This window comes from Streptomyces sp. M41 (assembly GCF_043673425.1).
Lineage (GTDB): Bacteria > Actinomycetota > Actinomycetes > Streptomycetales > Streptomycetaceae > Streptomyces.
Genome location: NZ_JBIMKE010000004.1, coordinates 30531 through 47173, shown reverse-complemented (window position 1 = coordinate 47173; position 16643 = coordinate 30531). Strand labels below are relative to the sequence as shown.

Sequence of the window (16643 nt, the reverse complement as noted above, 5' to 3'; positions counted from 1 at the left end):
GCTTCCCCGTGGTGATCCCGCGCGAGGGCTCGGGACCGCGGCCGGGTCAGCTCCAGTCGCCCCGGTCCTCCATCACCTTGCGCAGTGTGTCGATGTGATCGGTCATGATGCCATCGACCCCCAGGTCCAGGAGCCGGTGCATCGACGCGGGATCATTGATCGTCCACACGTGCACCTGAAGCCCGCGCGCGTGGGCGGCCCGGACGAAGCGGTGGTCCACCACCTGGATCCCGGACTGGGCCTGAGGAACCTGGGCGGCGACGGCCGAGCGGCGCAGCGCGGCCGGCACCCCCCAGGAGCGCAGCCGCAGATTGAGCACCCCCCGGGTGCCGTACGACGTGGCCAGGCGCGGACCGGCCAGGCGCTGGGCGCGCACGACCCTCGCCTCGGAGAAGGAGCCCACGCAGACACGGTCCCAGGCACCGGTGCGCTCGATCAGCTCCAGGAAGGGCAGGAGCGCGGGCTCCGCCTTGAGGTCGACGTTCCAGCGCACCTCGGGGAAGGTCTCCAGGAGCTCCTCGAAGAGGGGTACCGGCTCCCTGCCCGCCACGCGCGCGTGCCGTACGTCGTCCCAGGGCAGGTCCGCGATCCGGCCGGCTCCGTCCGTCACCCGGTCCAGCGTCGCGTCGTGGAAGGCGACGAGCTTGCCGTCGCGCGTGGTGTGGACGTCGGTCTCGATGTACCGGTAGCCCATCTCGACCGCGCGCCGGAACTGGAGCGTGGTGTTCTCCAGGCCGTCCGCGGCCCCGCCCCGATGGGCGAAGGCGATGGGGCCGGGGTGATCGAGATAGGGGTGGCGTATCCGCGTGGTGCTCACGGACGCAGTATCGCTCCTCGGGGTTGCCCGGTGGCAACGACCGTGCTGCCGTCGGATGCCGGGGGGGGTACGGCGAACACGCGCAGGAACAGCTGGGCGAGCGGGCCGATGGACAGTGCGTACAGGACGGTGCCGACACCGACGGTGCCGCCCAGTGCGAAGCCGGTCGCGACGACCGCGATCTCGACGGCCGTACGCATCAGCCGGATCGAGCGGCCGGTGCGCCGGTGCAGACCGGTCATCAGGCCGTCGCGGGGGCCCGGCCCGAAACGGGCGGCGATGTAGAGGCCGGTGGCCACGCCGTTGAGCAGGATGCCGGCGACGAGAAGCGGGATGCGGACAGCCAGTGAGTGGGCGTCGGGGACGGCGGCGAGGGTGCCGTCCATGGCGATGCCCACGACGAAGACGTTGGAGACGGTGCCCAGACCGGGGCGCTGGCGCAAGGGGATCCACAGGAGCAGCACCACGGCTCCGACGACGATCGAGACCACACCGATCGTCAGGCCCGTGCGTGCGGCGAGCCCTTGATGCAGCACACCCCACGGCTCCAGGCCCAGGCCCGCCTCGACGAGCAGCGCGGAGCTCGCGCCGTAGAGCGCGAGCCCGACGTAGAGCTGTGACAGTCGCCGTACGAGGTGCCCCTGCGTGGACAAGACGTGCCCCCTGTGGTGGAAGTGGCCTGATGCATGACACCCTGTGGCTTGGGAGGCGGCGGCCTCCATGGCCAATTCGGGGAAGGTGGACTGGAAATCATGGCGCAGTGGACTTCCGCGGTGGGTGCCACGCAACTCGCCCGGCTTCTCACCTCCCAGCAGGACCGCCCCGCCGGCCCCGGCAGCAAGCGTCCGCCCGCCTACCGGGCCCTCGCCGACGGCGTCCGGCTGCTCGTCCTGGAGGGCCGTGTCCCGGTCGCCGCGCGGCTGCCCGCCGAGCGTGAGCTGGCCCTCGCGCTGTCCGTCAGCCGTACGACCGTGGCCGCCGCGTACGAGGCGCTGCGCACCGAGGGTTTTCTGGAGTCGCGGCGCGGCGCCGGGAGCTGGACGGCCGTCCCGGCGGGGAACCCGCTGCCCGCGCGCGGACTGGAGCCGTTGCCGCCCGAGGCGCTCGGCTCGATGATCGACCTCGGCTGTGCGGCCCTGCCCGCCCCCGAGCCATGGCTGACCCGTGCCGTCCAGGGCGCCCTGGAGGAGCTGCCTCCGTACGCCCACACCCATGGCGACTATCCGGCGGGGCTGCCGGCGCTCCGGTCCATGATCGCCGAGCGGTACACCGCTCGCGGGATCCCGACCATGCCCGAGCAGATCATGGTGACGACCGGGGCGATGGGCGCGATCGACGCGATCTGCCACCTCTTCGCGGGGCGCGGGGAGCGGATCGCGGTCGAGTCGCCTTCCTACGCCAACATCCTCCAGCTGATGCGGGAGGCGGGCGCCCGGCTGGTGCCGGTCGCCATGGCGGAGGGGCTGACAGGGTGGGACATGGACCGCTGGCGTCAGGTGCTGCGGGACGCCGCGCCCCGCATCGCCTATGTCGTCGCCGACTTCCACAACCCCACCGGCGCGCTGGCCGACGACGACCAGCGGCGGCGGCTGGTGGACGCGGCGCGGTCGGCGGGGACCGTGCTCGTCGCCGACGAGACGATGAGCGAGCTGTGGCTCGATCCGGAGCTGGAGATGCCGCGACCGGTGTGCGCCTTCGACCCCGCGGGGTCGACCGTCGTCACGGTCGGTTCGGCCAGCAAGGCTTTCTGGGCGGGGATGCGGATCGGATGGGTGCGGGCGGCCCCCGATGTGATCCGCAGTCTCGTGGCCGCGCGCGCCTACGCAGATCTGGGGACGCCCGTGCTGGAGCAGCTGGGCGTGAACTGGCTGTTCAGCACGGGAGGTTGGGAGCAGGCCGTCGAGGTGCGGCGCGGCCAGGCACGGGAGAACCGGGACGCGCTCGTCACGGCGGTGCGGCGCGAGCTGCCCGAGTGGGAGTTCGAGGTGCCGCGGGGCGGACTCACGCTGTGGGTGCGCACGGGCGGTCTGTCCGGGTCACGGCTCGCGGAGGCCGGAGAGCGAGTGGGCGTACGGGTGCCGTCCGGGCCCCGGTTCGGCGTGGACGGGGCCTTCGAGGGGTATGTGCGGTTGCCGTTCACCGTCGGGGGTGCGGTGGCCGAGGAGGCCGCGGTACGGCTGGCTGCGGCGGCGCGGCTGGTGGAGAGCGGGGTCAGTGGCGGGAACGACGCGGTGCGGCCGTTCGTGGCGTGACACGGCCGTTCGTGGCGTGGGCGGTGTCGAGGCCGTTCGTGGCGTGGGCGGTGTCGAGGTCGCGGCGCGGGCGGGGTGGTGTCGGGTCAGGGGCGCCCGCCTCGCGGTCAGGGGTGCCCGCCTCGCCAGTCCTACGACGTCTCGGCCACCACTGCCTCCGCCGGTACCGGCTCCGGTTCCGGCTCCCGGTTCTGTGCTGCCTTCTCCAGGTTCAGCTTGGGGAGCGTGTCCTCCTCCACCGGTGTCGTCCGGGGCGGCAACAGGTCCAGCACTGCCTGCCGGTGCGCTTCGCTCGTCGCGTCGTCGTACGGGTCCGGGGTGGCCGGGACCTGAAGGCGGTGGACCGGGCCGCTGCCCAGGCGGGCGTAACCGCGGCCGGGCGGGACGTCGGTGACCGGAGTGGTGTGCGGCAGGGCGCCCAGAACCATCTCCAGTTGCCCCTTCGTCGCCGGGCCGAGCACGACACGCGCGCGGGTGTGCTGTCGGACGGCGTCGCTCAGGGCGTCCATGGCGTCCCACTGATCGGCCACGACGACCGTCACCCCGGCGGCGCGGCCGTGCCGGAGCGGGACCTGGAGCAGTGACTGGGGGTCCTTGCGGTCGTCCGCCGCGGCGAGGTGGGAGAACGCCGTCGGCCGGTCCAGGAGGATCCACAGCGGGCGCTTGGTGTCGTCCGGCGGGGGGTTGCCGGCCTGGCGGGCCCGGTTGATCGCGATCAGGCGCCGCTCCGTCTCCGTCGCGGCCCACTCCAGGCTCGCCAGCGCCCCGGCCAGCCCGCACTCGACCGCGAGGACGCCGTCGCGCCCTGTCAGGCAGGCGTACTCGCCGGTGCTGCCACCCTCGACGATGACGACGTCGCCGTACTGCAGGGCCTGGAGGGCGACGGAGCGCAGCAGTGTGGAGGTGCCGCTGCCGGGCTGGCCGATGACCAGCAGATGCGGCTCGGTGGAGCGGATGCCGGTGCGCCAGACGACCGGCGGTACGTCGCGCTGCTCCTCGCCGTGGGTGAGGGGGAGCGTGCGCTGGACCTGGGTGGGGTCGGTGAAGCCCAGAACCGTTTCGCCCGGGGTCGTGACGAAGCGCTGGGCGGCGATGTCGAGGGGCAGCGGCGCGAGGGCGGTGACCGTGAGCTCGTTGCCTTCCTCGTCCCAGGCGAAGTGGTACTCCCGGCCACGGCCGGACTTGGCGGCCAGCAGGTGCTCGATACGCGCGCGTGCCTGGGGCTCGCCGTCGGTGAAGTAGGCGGGGTAGCGGACCACGAGGGCGCTGATGCGTCCCGTGCCGTCGAATTCGTACTCGGGGAACGCCTTGTCCCAGTCCCCGGCGTGGGTGAACAGCGGCGCCGGGTCGTCGGCGGCGGAGAAGTACGGCACGAGCGCCTCGTACAGGGATCTCAGCCGCTCGGTCTGGGACTCGTCGGGGCCCTCGGGAGCCGTCGGCTTACGGTCCCGGCCGTGCCAGGCTGCCGCCGCCATCAGCGTGATGACGGCGAGCAGCGGGCCGTACGGCACGAGCGCCACGACCAAGATCACCGAGGCCACCATGAACAGCAGTGGCCCACGCCGGTCCTTGGGCGTCTCGGCCCACTTGCGCCGCCCGGCCGAGGCCAGCCGGCGCAGACCGCGGGTGATCGTGATCAGCGGGTGGAGGACGTCAGAGGCGCTGTCGCCCGCCGTCCGGGCCAGCTCCCGGCTTCGGGCGAACTGCGTCCGAGCCAGCTCCCGGCTCCGGGCGAGCTGCTCGGTGCCTGTGCTCAGGATGCGGGGGAGGGGGCGGCGGGCCACTGCTGTCTCCTACAGGTGCGTACGGGCGGGAGGTGCGGCGTCAGAACTGGATGCCGCCGAGGAGGCTCGCCAGGCTCTCGCCACCGGCCTTGATGCTCGGGGCGATCGCCGTGCTCGCCAGGTAGAAGCCGAACAGGGCCGAGATCAGGGCGTGGGACGCCTTCAGTCCGTCCTTGCGGAAGAAGATGAAGACGACGATGCCGAGCAGGACGACGCCTGAGATGGAGAGGATCATGTGAGTGCTCCTGGTTGGGTGGGGACAGTCACCATGAGTACTTCCAGGCTCACAGGATGTATCCATACGATAAAAGGTGCAACTGGGTGAAATTCGGCAGATTTCCTCCGGGTGGCGGAGTGTCTTGAGGCGGATGAGCTTGGGACTCGCGTCCGCCCGTGTCTGCGATGATCTTTGCCTCGGGCGCATCGGGTCATGTGCCGCGCGAGCCAGTACCCTGGCGAATCACTCGTACGGCCGAGCACCGCTCGCCGGCCGTGCCTGTGCTCCCCGCGGTGCTCGGTGGTTCCAGCGGTCCCAGTAGTGCCCAGCGGTTCCAGAAGTTCCAGCAGTACCCAGCAGTGCCAATGGTTCCAGCAGTACCAGTAGTTCCCCGCAGTCCCCGTGTTCGTAGTGAGAGGCGGTCCGGCCGATGACTGATGCCCCCGACCCCGAGGTCGTGGAGCTGGCGACCAAGATCTTCGATCTGGCCCGGCAGGGGCAGACCGAGCCGCTCGTGGCGTATGTCGACGCGGGTGTTCCGGCCAACCTCACCAACGACCGCGGTGACTCCCTCGTCATGCTCGCCGCCTACCACGGCCACGCCGACGCGGTCCGGGCCCTGCTCGAGCGGGGCGCCGAGGCCGACCGCGTCAACGACCGGGGCCAGACCCCCCTCGCCGGTGCCGTATTCAAGGGCGAGACGGAAGTGATCAAGGTTCTGCTCGAAAGCGGTGCCGACCCGGCCGCGGGCACCCCGTCGGCCGTCGACACCGCTCGTATGTTCGGAAAGACGGAACTGGTCGAACTGTTCGACGCACACTGATCCGACAGATCTGACCAGCGAAAACACGGAAAACGGGGGAGGCGGTACAGGGCCGCCGAAATTTCGGTCGCGGCAGACGGAAGTGCCGAGTCATCATGACGTCGTGATTCACGGACGCGATGGCTGGGCAGGTGTTGCCGCACCGCGCGGGCCGTGATCGGTCCGCACGGGCCACCTACGAGAGGCAGAGGAAGATGGTCTACAGCAAGCAGGAAACGGCGGGCGCCCCGACGTGTTGTCACGCGGCCAGGTGAAGCAAGAACCCCGGTTGCGTCGACGCTTGATGTGAGGCTGTTTCCCATGTTCGAACCGGTCATAGCGCCCAGCGGTACGCTGCTCGGCCTGCTCCAGAGGGGCCGTGGCGACGGCACACTGCACGCGCTCACCGCCCCGCGAGCCGAGGCGCTCGCGGCCCTGAACCACTGTGTGCTGCGGGACCCCCGCCACGACTGGCAGGTGGAGAACCGCTCCCTGTACTACGCCCGTCTCTACCTCGACCTGAACGGCGAGCTGGACGACATCGAGGCCCACCTCTTCGACGTCGAGGACACCTTCGACGCCGACGAGGCACGCACCGGGCTGGCCCTCGCCGTCCTCGGTCACCTCGCCTCCTACGGCAGGCGGGACGCCCTCGAACTGCTGCGCAGGTACGCCGCCTCGGGCTCCAACTGGGCCTGGGCCCTGGACGAACTGGCGCTCAGGGACAACGACGCCGGGCTGCGTGCCCTGGCCGCTCCCGTGCTGGCGCGTTTCCCGGCCGATCCGGAGGGCGAGGCCGAACTGGCCACCGCCGTACGCGACGCTTTCGAGCCACGGCCGTGGCGGCTGTGGGCCGAGGATCCGCGCGAGTCGATCGCCACGCGCGTGCGTGCCGCCCAGGAGGCCGGCTGTTTCGACCGCTGGCAGCGGCAGATGCGGCCTACCGGGCCCCGCCCGGGGTGGAGCGTGCAGGCGGTCTTCGAGTGGGCCCAGCAGGGCGTCGAGCGCGGTGCCGCGCTCCATGTGCCCGCCGCGCGGTGCCTCGTCGCCGTCGCGGGCCCCGAGGACCGGCCCGAGATCGTCGCCGCGGCCCAGGACGGCACCGAAGGAGCCCGCTGTACGGCGCTGCGCTACCTGGCCGACAGCAACGATCCGGACGCCCTCGACCTGATCGAGGCAGCCGTGGTCACCGGCTCACCGCTGGTCGTGGAGGCCGCCGTCGACGCCTTCGAGCGCATGCGCAGCGTCACCGCCGTCGACCGCGCGCGTGGCTGGGCCCACCGGCCCGACCCGCTGGGCGCCGCGGCCGGACGCATGCTGGCCTGCCGGGGCGGCGCCGAGGACAAGGACCTCGTCCTCGCGGCCCTACGAGAGGCCGTCCGCGGCGAAGGCCCCGACGCGCCCACCCTGTGGGCCCTCGTCGACGGCACCGGACGGCTCGGCATCGCCTGCGCCGCCCCCGTCCTGCGCCACATCTACCGCGAGACCGCCTCCTCCCACCTACGAGGCCGCACCGCCCGCGCCCTGGCCGCCACCGACCCCTCCTTCGCCTCCGGATTCGCCGTCGAGTGCCTCTGGGACTGCGAGGAGACCACCCGCGAGATCGCCGCCCGGCACGCCGAGACCGGTGACACCCGTGTCGTGGAGCGGCTGCGCAGGCTCGCCGCCGACCCGGCCGAGGAGGCCGAGGTCCAGACGGCCGTACGCAGCAGGATCGGACCCGACGCGACCGCCGGCTGAGCATCGGGCCGGACAGGTGTCCACGCGGCGCACGGCGAGGAGATCCGGGCGCCGGGTGAACGCGGGGTGACCTGCGGGTCAGGCACGCATGGACGTGTCCTGGCCCGCCCGGGTGCGCCGCGGAACGCTCATGGGACGTTCCCTGTTCGGAAAGATCCACGTTGACGCGGCCACGTCCGGCACGGCGACAACACCGGTATGCGTGTCGTCATCGTGACCGAATCCTTTCCCCCCGATGTGAACGGCGTGGCCCACTGCGCGCTCCAGACCGCCCGGCACCTCGTCGATCGCGGTCACGCCCCCCTCGTCGTCGCACCCGCCCCGGCGCCCGGCAACAAGCTCGGCTCGTCGGCGCCGTGCCCCCTCGTCCATGTCCCCTCCCTCCCGCTCCCGGGCTATCCCCAGGTCCGCGTCGCCCTGCCCAGCCGCCGCCTCGCCGCGGCGATCATCGAGCACCGCGCCGACCTCGTGCACCTGGCCAGCCCCTTCGTCCTCGGCGTCCGCGGCATGGCCGCCGCCGCCCGGCTCGGCGTCCCCGCCGTCGCCGTCTACCAGACTGACCTGGCCGGCTACGCCCGCACCTACATGGGCGCCGGAGAGGCCGCCGCCTGGCGCCGCATACGCTCCGTCCACTCCGCCGCCGACCGCACCCTCGCCCCGTCCACCGCATCCCAGAACGATCTGGAGGCCCACGGAGTGCCCCGGGTGCACCTCTGGCGGCGCGGCGTGGACACCGCCCGCTTCCGCCCCGAGCTGCGGGACGAGGCACTGCGCCGCGAACTCGCCCCGAACGGCGAGGTGATCGTCGGCTATGTCGGGCGGCTCGCCCCCGAGAAGCACATCGAACTGCTGTCCGGCGTGAACGCCATGCCGGGCGTGCGGCTCGTGATCGTCGGCGACGGGCCGAGCCGGCCCGGTCTCGACGAGGCGCTGCCCGGGGCGGTCTTCCTCGGCCGGCGCGAGGGGAGCGACCTCGCCCGGATCTTCGCCTCGCTCGACGTCTTCGCCCACACCGGCCCGTTCGAGACGTTCTGCCAGACCGTGCAGGAGGCCATGGCCAGCGGCGTGCCCGTCGTCGCGCCCGCCGCGGGCGGCCCGCTGGACCTGGTCGACCACGGCCGCACCGGGCTCCTCGTGCCGCCGCACGACGCCGACGCCGTACGGGACGCCGTACGGTCCCTGGCCGCCGACCCCGCGCTCCGGGCGGCGTACGGCCTGGCCGGGCGGGCGACGGTCGAGGGGCGCACCTGGGCGGCCGTCGGCGACCAGCTGATCGGTCACTACGAGGACGTGGTCGTCGCGCGTCGGGCGGTGATGGCGGCATGAACGGCCTGCGCATCGTCCGGCTCGCGAACTTCGTCGCCCCCGCCTCCGGCGGACTGCGTACCGCCCTGCGCGAGCTCGGCAAGGGCTTCAGGGAGGCCGGACACGAGCCGGTGCTCATCGTGCCCGGTGACCGCGTGAGCGACCGCGAGACCGAACAGGGCCGCGTGATCACCATGCCGGGCCCGCTGCTGCCCGGCACCGGGGGCTACCGCGTGCTCACCGACAAGCGGCGGGTGGCCCGGCTCCTGGAGGAACTGGCCCCCGACCGCCTGGAGGTCTCGGACCGCACGACCCTGCGGTGGACCGGCAAATGGGCGCGGCGCGCCCGGGTGCCCGCCGTGATGGTCTCCCACGAGACCGCCGACGGTGTCCTGCGCACCTGGGGCCTGCCCGAGGGGGCCGCCCGGCGGACGGCCGACGCGCTCAACGTCCGTACCGCGCACACCTACGCGCGCGTGGTGTGCACCACCGAGTTCGCCGAGCGGGAGTTCGTGCGCATCGGCGCGCGCAATGTCGTACGCGCCCCACTGGGCGTCGACCTCGTGGCGCGGCACCCCGCGCTGCACGACCGCGGGCTGCGGGGCCGGCACGCGCGCGTGGACGAGCTGCTGCTCGTGATGTGCACCCGTCTGTCGGTCGAGAAGCGGCCCATTACCGGACTGGACGCCCTGGAGGCGCTGCTGCGGCGCGGCCGGAAGGCGGTGCTGGTGGTCGCCGGGGACGGCCCACTGCGCGCACGTCTCGAACAGCGGGCACGCGAGCGGGAGTTGCCGGTGACCTTCCTCGGGCACGTCACCGACCGGGACCTGCTGGGCTCGCTCCAGGCCTCGGCCGACGTGTGCCTGGCACCCGGGCCCGCCGAGACCTTCGGGCTGGCCGCGCTGGAGGCGATGGCGTGCGGGACGCCCGTCGCGGTGAGCACGTCGTCCGCGCTGCCTGAAGTCGTCGGCTCCGCCGGGGCGGTCGCCGCGGACGACGGCGGGGCCTTCGCGGACGCCGTGGACATGCTGCTGGAACGCCCCGAGGCGGAGCGCCGGGAAACGGCACGCGCGCGTGCCGAGTGCTTCGGCTGGACCACGGCGGTGGACGCCTTCCTCGCCGCGCACGACGCCAGGGTGCCGGACCGAAGCCGTGCGTTCCTGCCGGAGGGTGCAGCATGAGACCGGTACGTTTCGTGGCCCTGGGCGACTCGCTCACCGAAGGCGTGGGCGACCCCGTCGCCGACGGGTGGCGTGGCTGGGCCGCGCTGCTCGCCGGCGGGCTCCGCGAGGGGGCTGTGGACTTCACCAACCTCGCGGTGAGCGGGGCCCAGACACACGACGTGCTGGAACGGCAGCTGCCCGCCGGGCTGGAGCTGCGGCCGGACGTCGTGTCCGTCCTCATCGGCGTCAACGACACGCTGCGCCGCACCTTCGACATCCACGCGATCGCCGCGCGACTCGACAAGGTGTACGCAGCCTTCACCGAGCGGCGCACGGTGCTGCTCACGGCCTGTCTGCCGGACCCCGGCCGGATGCTCGGCCTGCCGGGCGCCCTGGCTCGCCCGCTGGCCCGTCGGCAGCGGGCGGTCAACACGGTCGTCCACGCCCTGTCCGAGCGGTACGGGGCGGTGCATCTGCACGCGGCCGACGAGGCGTGGCTCACCGACCGGGCGATGTGGAGCGCGGACCGGCTGCACCCCGGTGAGCGCGGGCACCGACAGCTCGCGGTGCGGTTCCACGGGCTGCTGACGCAGACGGGAGCCGCGATGGGCGTCCCGCCCTCGCCAGAGCCCGAGTTCGCCCCGCCGCCCAGGTCGGCGAGCCTGCTGTGGCTGGCGACCGCGGGCACCGCCTGGGTGGTCCGGCGCTGCAACGACCTGCTGCCCCAGCTGCTGCGCCTCGCGGCCGACGAGATGCGGCACCGGGCACGGGGCACCAGTGCGCGCCTCGATCTCGGGGCCGCGCACGCGGTGTCGGCCGCGCTGGCGGCGCTGGCGGTGGCGGAGCCGCCGATGCAGGCGGACGTTGCGTGACACCTCGCGGAGGGCCGCTGCATCGTCCGCCGACGCTTCGTGGTGGAGGCCGCTGCATCGTCCGCGGCGGATCGGTGGGGTGGGTGGGCCGGGTCGGGCGGTTGAGGCCGCCCTGTGGAGCGCGTCAGCGCCTGCGCACGGCCAGGAAGCGAACCGGGGTGCCCGGCACCGACTGGGCAACGGCCGGGAGGTCGGCCGCGCGGACGACCGCGATCACCGGATAACCGCCCGTCGTCGGATGGTCCGCCAGGAACACGACGGGCCTGCCGTCAGGCGGGACCTGGACGGCGCCCAGAACCATGCCTTCGCTCGGGAGTTCACTCGTGACGGCCCGTTCCAGGGCGGGTCCCTCCGTGCGCAGGCCGATGCGGTTGCTCGCCGGAGAGACGCTGAACGCGGCTGATGTGAAGAGCCGCACCGCCCGCGGAGTGAACCAGTCGTCGCGGGGCCCCAGAGTCACGCGCAGGACCAGTTCGGCGGGAGGCCCGGGCTGCGGGGCGGCCTCCACGCGCGCGTACAGGGGCGTCGGGCGGCCCAGGGGCAGCACTGTGCCGTCGGTGAGGGGAGGGGGGCCGAGGCCGGACAGGAGGTCCGTGGAGCGGCTGCCCAGGACCGGCTCCACGGCGATGCCGCCGGAGACGGCCACATAGCTGCGGACGCCGCGGACGGCAGGGCCGACCTCCAGGAGCGCACCGGCGGGCACCCGCACCGCAGCGCCCCAGGCAGCCGCCCGACCGCCCACCGTGACCCGGCAGGGCGCCCCGCCGACCGCCACGGTGACCGCCGAACGAGGCCGCAGTGCACAGCCGTTGAGGGTCGTCTCCAGTACGGCCGCCCCGGGGGCATTGCCGACCAGGCGGTTGACCAGCGCCGCGGTCGGCCCGTCCAGCGCACCCGAACGCGGCACGCCGAGGTGGGCATGGCCGGGACGGCCCAGGTCCTGCACGGTGGTGAGCGCTCCGGCACGTACGACGGCCAGCGCGCGGTCGGTCATGAGCTCCCCACCGGAACGAAGCGCACGCGCGTGCCCGGCGACAGCAACGCGGCCGGCACGCGCGCGTGGTCCCACAGCACGCTGTCCGTGGTACCGATCAGCTGCCAGCCACCCGGCGACGAACGCGGGTACACACCCGTGTACGGCCCCGCCAGCGCGACCGAGCCCGCCGGTACGGCCGTGCGAGGGGTGGCGCGGCGAGGGACGTCGTAGCGGGGCGGCAGGCCGGTGAGATAGCCGAATCCGGGGGCGAAACCGCAGAAGGCGACGCTGAATTCGGTGTCCGCGTGGATGCGGGCCGCCTCGGCTCCGGACACGCCCCAGTGGGCGGCGACCTCGGCCAGGTCCGGACCGTCGTAACGCACCGGGAGTTCGACGACATCGCCGGAGCGCGGGGGAGCGGGCGGCACGTCGGACGCGGTGAGTTCACGGGCCAGGCGGGCCGGTTCGGCGAGGCCGTCGAGCAGGACCGTCCGGGCCGCCGGGACGATCTCGCGGACCGACAGCGAGCCCTCGGCGCGCCGCCGGAGCAGCTCGGCGTGCAGCGCCCGGGCCTCCTCGCCCGAGGACACCTCGACGAGCAGGGCGTCGTCGCCGACGGGCAGCGCCCTCATACGAAGGCCTCCACCCGGACGCCGGACTCCTCCAGCCGGGCCCGCACCCGCCGGGCCAGCTCGACGGCGCCCGGCGTGTCCCCGTGCAGGCACAGGGAACGCGCGCGTACCTCGACGGGGGCCCCGGTGTGCGCGGTGACCACGCCGGAGCGGGCGATGCCCAGCGAGCGTTCCACGACAGCCTCCGGGTCGGTGACCACGGCGCCGTCCCGGCCACGTGGCACGAGCGTGGCCTGCTCGGTGTACGCGCGGTCCGCGAACGCCTCCGTGACGGCAGGCAGCCCGGCCTTGGCGGCCAGGTCCAGCAGCCGCGAGCCGGGCAGGCCGAGTACGGGCAGCGTGGCGTCCGCGAGGAGCACGCCGTCGACGACCGCACCGGCCTGCTCCTCGTCGTGCACGACGCGGTTGTAGAGGGCGCCGTGCGGCTTGACGTACGACACGCGCGTGCCCGCCGCTCGCGCGAAGACCTCCAGGGCGCCGATCTGGTAGGCCACTTCGGCCGTCAGCTCGGCGGACGGCACGTCCATGGCGCGCCGCCCGAACCCCGCGAGGTCCCGGTAGGAGACCTGGGCGCCGACCCGTACCCCGCGTTCGGCGGCCTGCTCGCACACCCGCCGCATGGTGGCGGCGTCCCCCGCGTGGAAGCCGCAGGCCACGTTGGCACTCGTGACGACGGACAGCAGCTGTTCGTCGTCGGTGAGCTGCCAGCGGCCGAAGCCCTCGCCGAGGTCGGCGTTGAGATCGATGAAGGTCATACGTGCGTCGTTTCCTCGGTTCTTCGGTTCCCCGGTCAGGCGACGATGCGGTACTGCTCGTCGCGGGCGTCGGTCAGGAACATCTGGCCCGGCGCGTGGGTGATGGCGAACGGCGGGCGCGAAGCCATCACCGCGGCCTGCGGGGTCACACCGCAGGCCCAGAACATCGGGATGTCGTCCGGCTCCACGTCCACCGGATCACCGAAGTCCGGGCGGCCCAGGTCCGCGATGCCCAGCGCCGCCGGGTCACCGCAGTGCACGGGAGCGCCGTGCACCGCCGGGAGCAGACCGGTCTCCCGCAGCGCCGTCGCCACGTGCTGCGGCGGTACCGGGCGCATGGACACCACCATCGGGCCGCGCAGCCGTCCCGCCGGACGGCAGTGCCGGCCGGTGAGGTACATCGGGACGTTGCGGCCCTGCTCGACGTGGCGGATCGGCACCCCGGCCGAGGACAGCGCCCACTCGAAGGTGAAGCTGCATCCGATCAGGAACGACACGAGGTCGCCTCGCCAGTGCGCGCGCACGTCCGTCGGCTCGGCCACCAACTCACCGTCCTGCCACACCCGGTAGCGCGGCAGATCGGTGCGCAGGTCGGCGCCGGGGGCGAGAACGGTCGACCAGGAACCGGCGTCCGTGACGTCGAGTACCGGGCAGGGCTTCGGATTGCGCTGGCAGAACAGCAGCATCTCGTACGCCCAGTCGGCCGGCACCGAGATCAGATTGACCTGCGTGTGGCCCGCCGCGACTCCGGCCGTGGGTCCCGTGAGGCCCTCCCGGAAGCGGGCGCGTGCCGCTTGCGGGCTCCACGCGCGCGCGTGCTCGTCGACGACGGTGAGAGGGCGGTCGCCGGTCAGGGCGAGTCGGCGATCGGCGGTGGGGGCGGGTGCGCGCTTGTCGGCCGTGGTGGGTGCACGCGTGCCGGTCGGGGTGGGTGCGTGCTTGTCGGTCGGGTTGGGTGCGCGATCGGCGGGCACAGCCCTGAGCGAGCGGTCCTCTGTGCGGCTCACGCCAGCTCCTTCCCGCGCGTCTCCGGCAGCCCGAGCAGCGCCAGCGCCGCGATGCCGTAGCCGATCGCGCCGAAGACCAGCGCGCCGCCCACGCCCCAGCTGTCGGCCAGGAAGCCCACCATGGTGGGGAAGACGGCGCCCACCGCGCGGCCGGTGTTGTACGTGAAGCCCTGTCCCGTGCCGCGCACCGCCGTCGGGTACAGCTCGCTCAGGTACGAACCGAAGCCGCTGAAGATCGCCGACATGCAGAAACCGAGGGGGAAACCGAGTACCAGGAGCAGGGTGTTGGCCCCGCTCGGGATGTTCGCGTACGCCAGGATGCAGATCGCCGACAGCAGGGCGAACAGCCAGATGTTGCGCCGGCGGCCCAGCCGGTCGGTGAGGTAACCGCCGGTCAGATAGCCGATGAAGGCGCCGGAGATCAGGAACGTCAGATAGCCGCCGGTGCCGACGACCGACAGCTCGCGCTCGGTTTTCAGATAGGTCGGCACCCAGGTGGCGAGGGTGTAGTAGCCGCCCTGGACGCCGGTGGAGAGCAGTCCCGCGAAGATCGTCACTCGCAGCAGGCCCGGCTTGAAGATCGCCGCGAACGAGCCCTTCTCGGCGCTCTGTTCACGCACGGCCACCGCCTCGGGGGCGTCGTGCACCCGGCGGCGCATCCAGATGACGAGCAGCGCGGGCAGCGCGCCGGTCCAGAACATCACGCGCCAGGCCAGGTCGTCGTCGACGAGTGAGAAGACCACGGTGTACATGATCGCGGCAAGGGCCCAGCCGACGGCCCACGAGCTCTGGATCGCACCCAGGGTGCGGCCCCGGTGCTTGGCGCTCGCGTACTCGGCGACGAGGATCGCGCCGACCGCCCACTCACCGCCGAAGCCGAGGCCCTGAAGGGCGCGGAAGACCAGCAGCCACTCGTAGTTGGGGGCGAAGCCACAGGCGACGGTGAAGACCGCGTAGGTGATGACCGTGATCATCAGTGCCTTGACCCGGCCGATCCGGTCGGCCAACACCCCCGCGAGGGCACCGCCGATCGCGGACACCACGAGCGTGACGGTGGTGAACAGACCGGTCTGGCCGCTGTCCAGGCCGAAGTACGCAGCCAGCGCGACCATGCTCAGCGGCAGCGTGAAGTAGTCGTACGAGTCCAGGGCATAGCCGCCGAAGGCGCCCGCGAAGGCGCGGCGGCCCCGCGGCCCGAGCGCACGCAGCCAGGCGAACGCCCCGTCGTCTGCGGTGCGTTCGATCGGGACGGGGCGTTCGTCGGTGCTCGGGGCCTGCGGTGGAGGGGTTGTGCTCATGGGCACCTCGCAGTGAGGGGACGGAGGGTGCGTGACGAGTGAGCCGTGCCGGTTCGAAGCACCGTAGAGGATTGTTCAACGATCCCTCAATACCCATGTTGGTTCGTTCTTGTGATCTGCGATTGAATTCCGGCATGGACGAGCAGCTGACATCCCTCTCCGAGGATCGTGCCCTGCTGGGCCGCACGAGCACGGCGGAGCGGGTCTCGGACATCCTCAGGAGCCGCATCGCCGAAGGGTTCTTCCCGCCCGGCACCCGGCTGTCGGAGGACAGCATCGGCGGCGCGCTCGGCGTCTCCCGCAACACGCTGCGCGAGGCGTTCCGGCTGCTCACCCATGAACGCCTGCTCGTGCACGAGCTGAACCGGGGCGTGTTCGTCCGGGTCCTGACGGTGGAGGACGTAGAGGACATCTACCGCACCCGCGGACTCGTCGAGTGTGCGGTCGTACGAGGGCTCGGTGAGCCTCCCTACGGCCTCGAGGCGCTCGCCGGGGCGGTCGAGGAAGGCCGGCGCGCTGCCCACGAAGGTGACTGGAAAGGTGTGGGTACCGCCAACATCCACTTCCACCGGGAGCTTGTCTCCCTCGCCGGGAGCGCCCGCACGGACGAGGTGATGCGCAGCGTCTTCGCGGAGCTGCGGCTGGCGTTCCACGTGGTGGACGACCCGAAGCGGCTGCACGAACCCTATCTCGCCCGCAACCGACAGATCCTCCAGGCGCTGGAGGCGGGGGACAGGGCCGAGGCCGAGAAGCTGCTCGCCGTGTATCTCGACGACTCGCTAGAGCGGGTGGTGGAGGTGTATCGGCGGCGGGTGACCAGTACGTCGTAGGGGCGGGGGTTCGTCCGGGGGCGGCCGGCCAGTGGGTTCCGGCGGTGCGTGGAAGGCTGAGGGCGCGGGTCGGCGGCTCGGCCCGCCGGGCGGTGAGGGCAGCCGGACGTCCGTCCCGGTCGGCTGATGAGCGCGCCCGGCAGCGGACGTGGGCCAGGAGCACGCCGCGGGCGTGCAGCCGGCCGGCGCGTGC

At 72.9% G+C, this 16643-nt stretch carries 16 protein-coding genes; 7 read left to right on the top strand and 9 right to left on the bottom strand.

Annotated elements, in window-relative coordinates:
* Positions 1-46 precede the first annotated feature (46 nt).
* Positions 47-817, bottom strand: a complete 771-nt coding sequence (locus tag ACHBTE_RS06720) for a glycerophosphodiester phosphodiesterase (RefSeq protein ID WP_394722525.1) — start codon at positions 815-817, stop codon at positions 47-49.
* Positions 814-1470: a YitT family protein gene (locus tag ACHBTE_RS06715; RefSeq protein WP_394722524.1), complete on the bottom strand. Its 657-nt coding sequence runs from the start codon at positions 1468-1470 to the stop codon at positions 814-816. The genes ACHBTE_RS06720 and ACHBTE_RS06715 overlap by 4 nt, the downstream gene beginning before the upstream one ends.
* Before the next feature lie 99 nt (positions 1471-1569).
* On the opposite strand from ACHBTE_RS06715, the gene ACHBTE_RS06710 reads away from it, so the two are divergent.
* Positions 1570-3069 carry a PLP-dependent aminotransferase family protein gene (locus ACHBTE_RS06710; RefSeq protein ID WP_394722523.1) on the top strand — a complete coding sequence of 500 codons (1500 nt, stop codon included), beginning with the start codon at positions 1570-1572 and terminating at the stop codon, positions 3067-3069.
* Between the two features lie 131 nt (positions 3070-3200).
* On the opposite strand, the gene ACHBTE_RS06705 is transcribed toward ACHBTE_RS06710, so the two are convergent.
* Both ACHBTE_RS06705 and ACHBTE_RS06700 read right to left on the bottom strand, forming a co-directional pair.
* Positions 3201-4853: a hypothetical protein gene (locus ACHBTE_RS06705; protein ID WP_394722522.1), complete on the bottom strand. Its 1653-nt coding sequence runs from the start codon at positions 4851-4853 to the stop codon at positions 3201-3203.
* Between the two features lie 40 nt (positions 4854-4893).
* Positions 4894-5088 carry a hypothetical protein gene (locus ACHBTE_RS06700; protein WP_004002760.1) on the bottom strand — a complete coding sequence of 65 codons (195 nt, stop codon included), beginning with the start codon at positions 5086-5088 and terminating at the stop codon, positions 4894-4896.
* 412 nt (positions 5089-5500) lie between these two features.
* Here ACHBTE_RS06700 and ACHBTE_RS06695 point away from each other — a divergent pair, with 412 nt between their 5' ends.
* The 5 genes from ACHBTE_RS06695 to ACHBTE_RS06675 all read left to right on the top strand — a co-directional run bounded on the left by ACHBTE_RS06695 (position 5501) and on the right by ACHBTE_RS06675 (position 10952).
* On the top strand, positions 5501-5893 hold the full coding sequence (locus ACHBTE_RS06695; RefSeq protein ID WP_394722521.1) for an ankyrin repeat domain-containing protein: 393 nt from the start codon (positions 5501-5503) through the stop codon (positions 5891-5893).
* Between the two features lie 300 nt (positions 5894-6193).
* Positions 6194-7612, top strand: a complete 1419-nt coding sequence (locus ACHBTE_RS06690) for a HEAT repeat domain-containing protein (RefSeq protein WP_394722520.1) — start codon at positions 6194-6196, stop codon at positions 7610-7612.
* Positions 7613-7810: 198 nt separating this feature from the next.
* The gene (locus ACHBTE_RS06685; protein ID WP_394722518.1) at positions 7811-8938 is read left to right on the top strand and encodes a glycosyltransferase family 4 protein; all 1128 of its coding nucleotides are present in this window, start codon (positions 7811-7813) and stop codon (positions 8936-8938) included.
* Positions 8935-10098 (top strand): glycosyltransferase, encoded by a 1164-nt coding sequence (locus tag ACHBTE_RS06680; protein ID WP_394722515.1) that lies wholly within the window; start codon positions 8935-8937, stop codon positions 10096-10098. The genes ACHBTE_RS06685 and ACHBTE_RS06680 overlap by 4 nt, the downstream gene beginning before the upstream one ends.
* A complete protein-coding gene (locus tag ACHBTE_RS06675) occupies positions 10095-10952 on the top strand; it encodes an SGNH/GDSL hydrolase family protein (protein ID WP_394722514.1) in 858 nt (285 codons plus the stop codon). Before ACHBTE_RS06680 ends, ACHBTE_RS06675 begins: the two co-directional genes overlap by 4 nt.
* A gap of 124 nt (positions 10953-11076) precedes the next feature.
* On the opposite strand, the gene ACHBTE_RS06670 is transcribed toward ACHBTE_RS06675, so the two are convergent.
* The 5 genes from ACHBTE_RS06670 to ACHBTE_RS06650 all read right to left on the bottom strand — a co-directional run bounded on the left by ACHBTE_RS06670 (position 11077) and on the right by ACHBTE_RS06650 (position 15620).
* Positions 11077-11946 (bottom strand): biotin-dependent carboxyltransferase family protein, encoded by an 870-nt coding sequence (locus ACHBTE_RS06670; protein WP_394722513.1) that lies wholly within the window; start codon positions 11944-11946, stop codon positions 11077-11079.
* Positions 11943-12560: an allophanate hydrolase subunit 1 gene (locus ACHBTE_RS06665; protein ID WP_394722512.1), complete on the bottom strand. Its 618-nt coding sequence runs from the start codon at positions 12558-12560 to the stop codon at positions 11943-11945. The genes ACHBTE_RS06670 and ACHBTE_RS06665 overlap by 4 nt, the downstream gene beginning before the upstream one ends.
* Positions 12557-13315 carry a LamB/YcsF family protein gene (locus ACHBTE_RS06660; RefSeq protein ID WP_394722510.1) on the bottom strand — a complete coding sequence of 253 codons (759 nt, stop codon included), beginning with the start codon at positions 13313-13315 and terminating at the stop codon, positions 12557-12559. The genes ACHBTE_RS06665 and ACHBTE_RS06660 overlap by 4 nt, the downstream gene beginning before the upstream one ends.
* Positions 13316-13350: 35 nt before the next feature.
* Complete coding sequence (locus ACHBTE_RS06655; protein ID WP_394722871.1) at positions 13351-14169, bottom strand: putative hydro-lyase; 819 nt, start codon at positions 14167-14169, stop codon at positions 13351-13353.
* A 149-nt stretch (positions 14170-14318) separates the two neighbouring features.
* A complete protein-coding gene (locus tag ACHBTE_RS06650; RefSeq protein ID WP_394722509.1) occupies positions 14319-15620 on the bottom strand; it encodes an MFS transporter in 1302 nt (433 codons plus the stop codon).
* Positions 15621-15754: 134 nt separating this feature from the next.
* Between ACHBTE_RS06650 and ACHBTE_RS06645 the strand changes: the two genes are divergently transcribed.
* Positions 15755-16450, top strand: coding sequence for a GntR family transcriptional regulator (locus ACHBTE_RS06645; protein WP_394722508.1), 696 nt, complete (start codon positions 15755-15757; stop codon positions 16448-16450).
* Positions 16451-16643 lie beyond the last annotated feature (193 nt).

Excerpts from the sequence above, each read along its gene's own strand:
- ACHBTE_RS06710 (WP_394722523.1), top strand. The coding sequence starts at position 1,570 with ATGGCGCAGTGGACTTCCGCGGTGGGTGCCACGCAACTCGCCCGGCTT.
- ACHBTE_RS06700 (WP_004002760.1), bottom strand. The coding sequence starts at position 5,088 with ATGATCCTCTCCATCTCAGGCGTCGTCCTGCTCGGCATCGTCGTCTTC.
- ACHBTE_RS06695 (WP_394722521.1), top strand. The coding sequence starts at position 5,501 with ATGACTGATGCCCCCGACCCCGAGGTCGTGGAGCTGGCGACCAAGATC.
- ACHBTE_RS06690 (WP_394722520.1), top strand. The coding sequence starts at position 6,194 with ATGTTCGAACCGGTCATAGCGCCCAGCGGTACGCTGCTCGGCCTGCTC.
- ACHBTE_RS06685 (WP_394722518.1), top strand. The coding sequence starts at position 7,811 with ATGCGTGTCGTCATCGTGACCGAATCCTTTCCCCCCGATGTGAACGGC.
- ACHBTE_RS06680 (WP_394722515.1), top strand. The coding sequence starts at position 8,935 with ATGAACGGCCTGCGCATCGTCCGGCTCGCGAACTTCGTCGCCCCCGCC.
- ACHBTE_RS06675 (WP_394722514.1), top strand. The coding sequence starts at position 10,095 with ATGAGACCGGTACGTTTCGTGGCCCTGGGCGACTCGCTCACCGAAGGC.
- ACHBTE_RS06670 (WP_394722513.1), bottom strand. The coding sequence starts at position 11,946 with ATGACCGACCGCGCGCTGGCCGTCGTACGTGCCGGAGCGCTCACCACC.
- ACHBTE_RS06665 (WP_394722512.1), bottom strand. The coding sequence starts at position 12,560 with ATGAGGGCGCTGCCCGTCGGCGACGACGCCCTGCTCGTCGAGGTGTCC.
- ACHBTE_RS06660 (WP_394722510.1), bottom strand. The coding sequence starts at position 13,315 with ATGACCTTCATCGATCTCAACGCCGACCTCGGCGAGGGCTTCGGCCGC.
- ACHBTE_RS06650 (WP_394722509.1), bottom strand. The coding sequence starts at position 15,620 with ATGAGCACAACCCCTCCACCGCAGGCCCCGAGCACCGACGAACGCCCC.
- ACHBTE_RS06645 (WP_394722508.1), top strand. The coding sequence starts at position 15,755 with ATGGACGAGCAGCTGACATCCCTCTCCGAGGATCGTGCCCTGCTGGGC.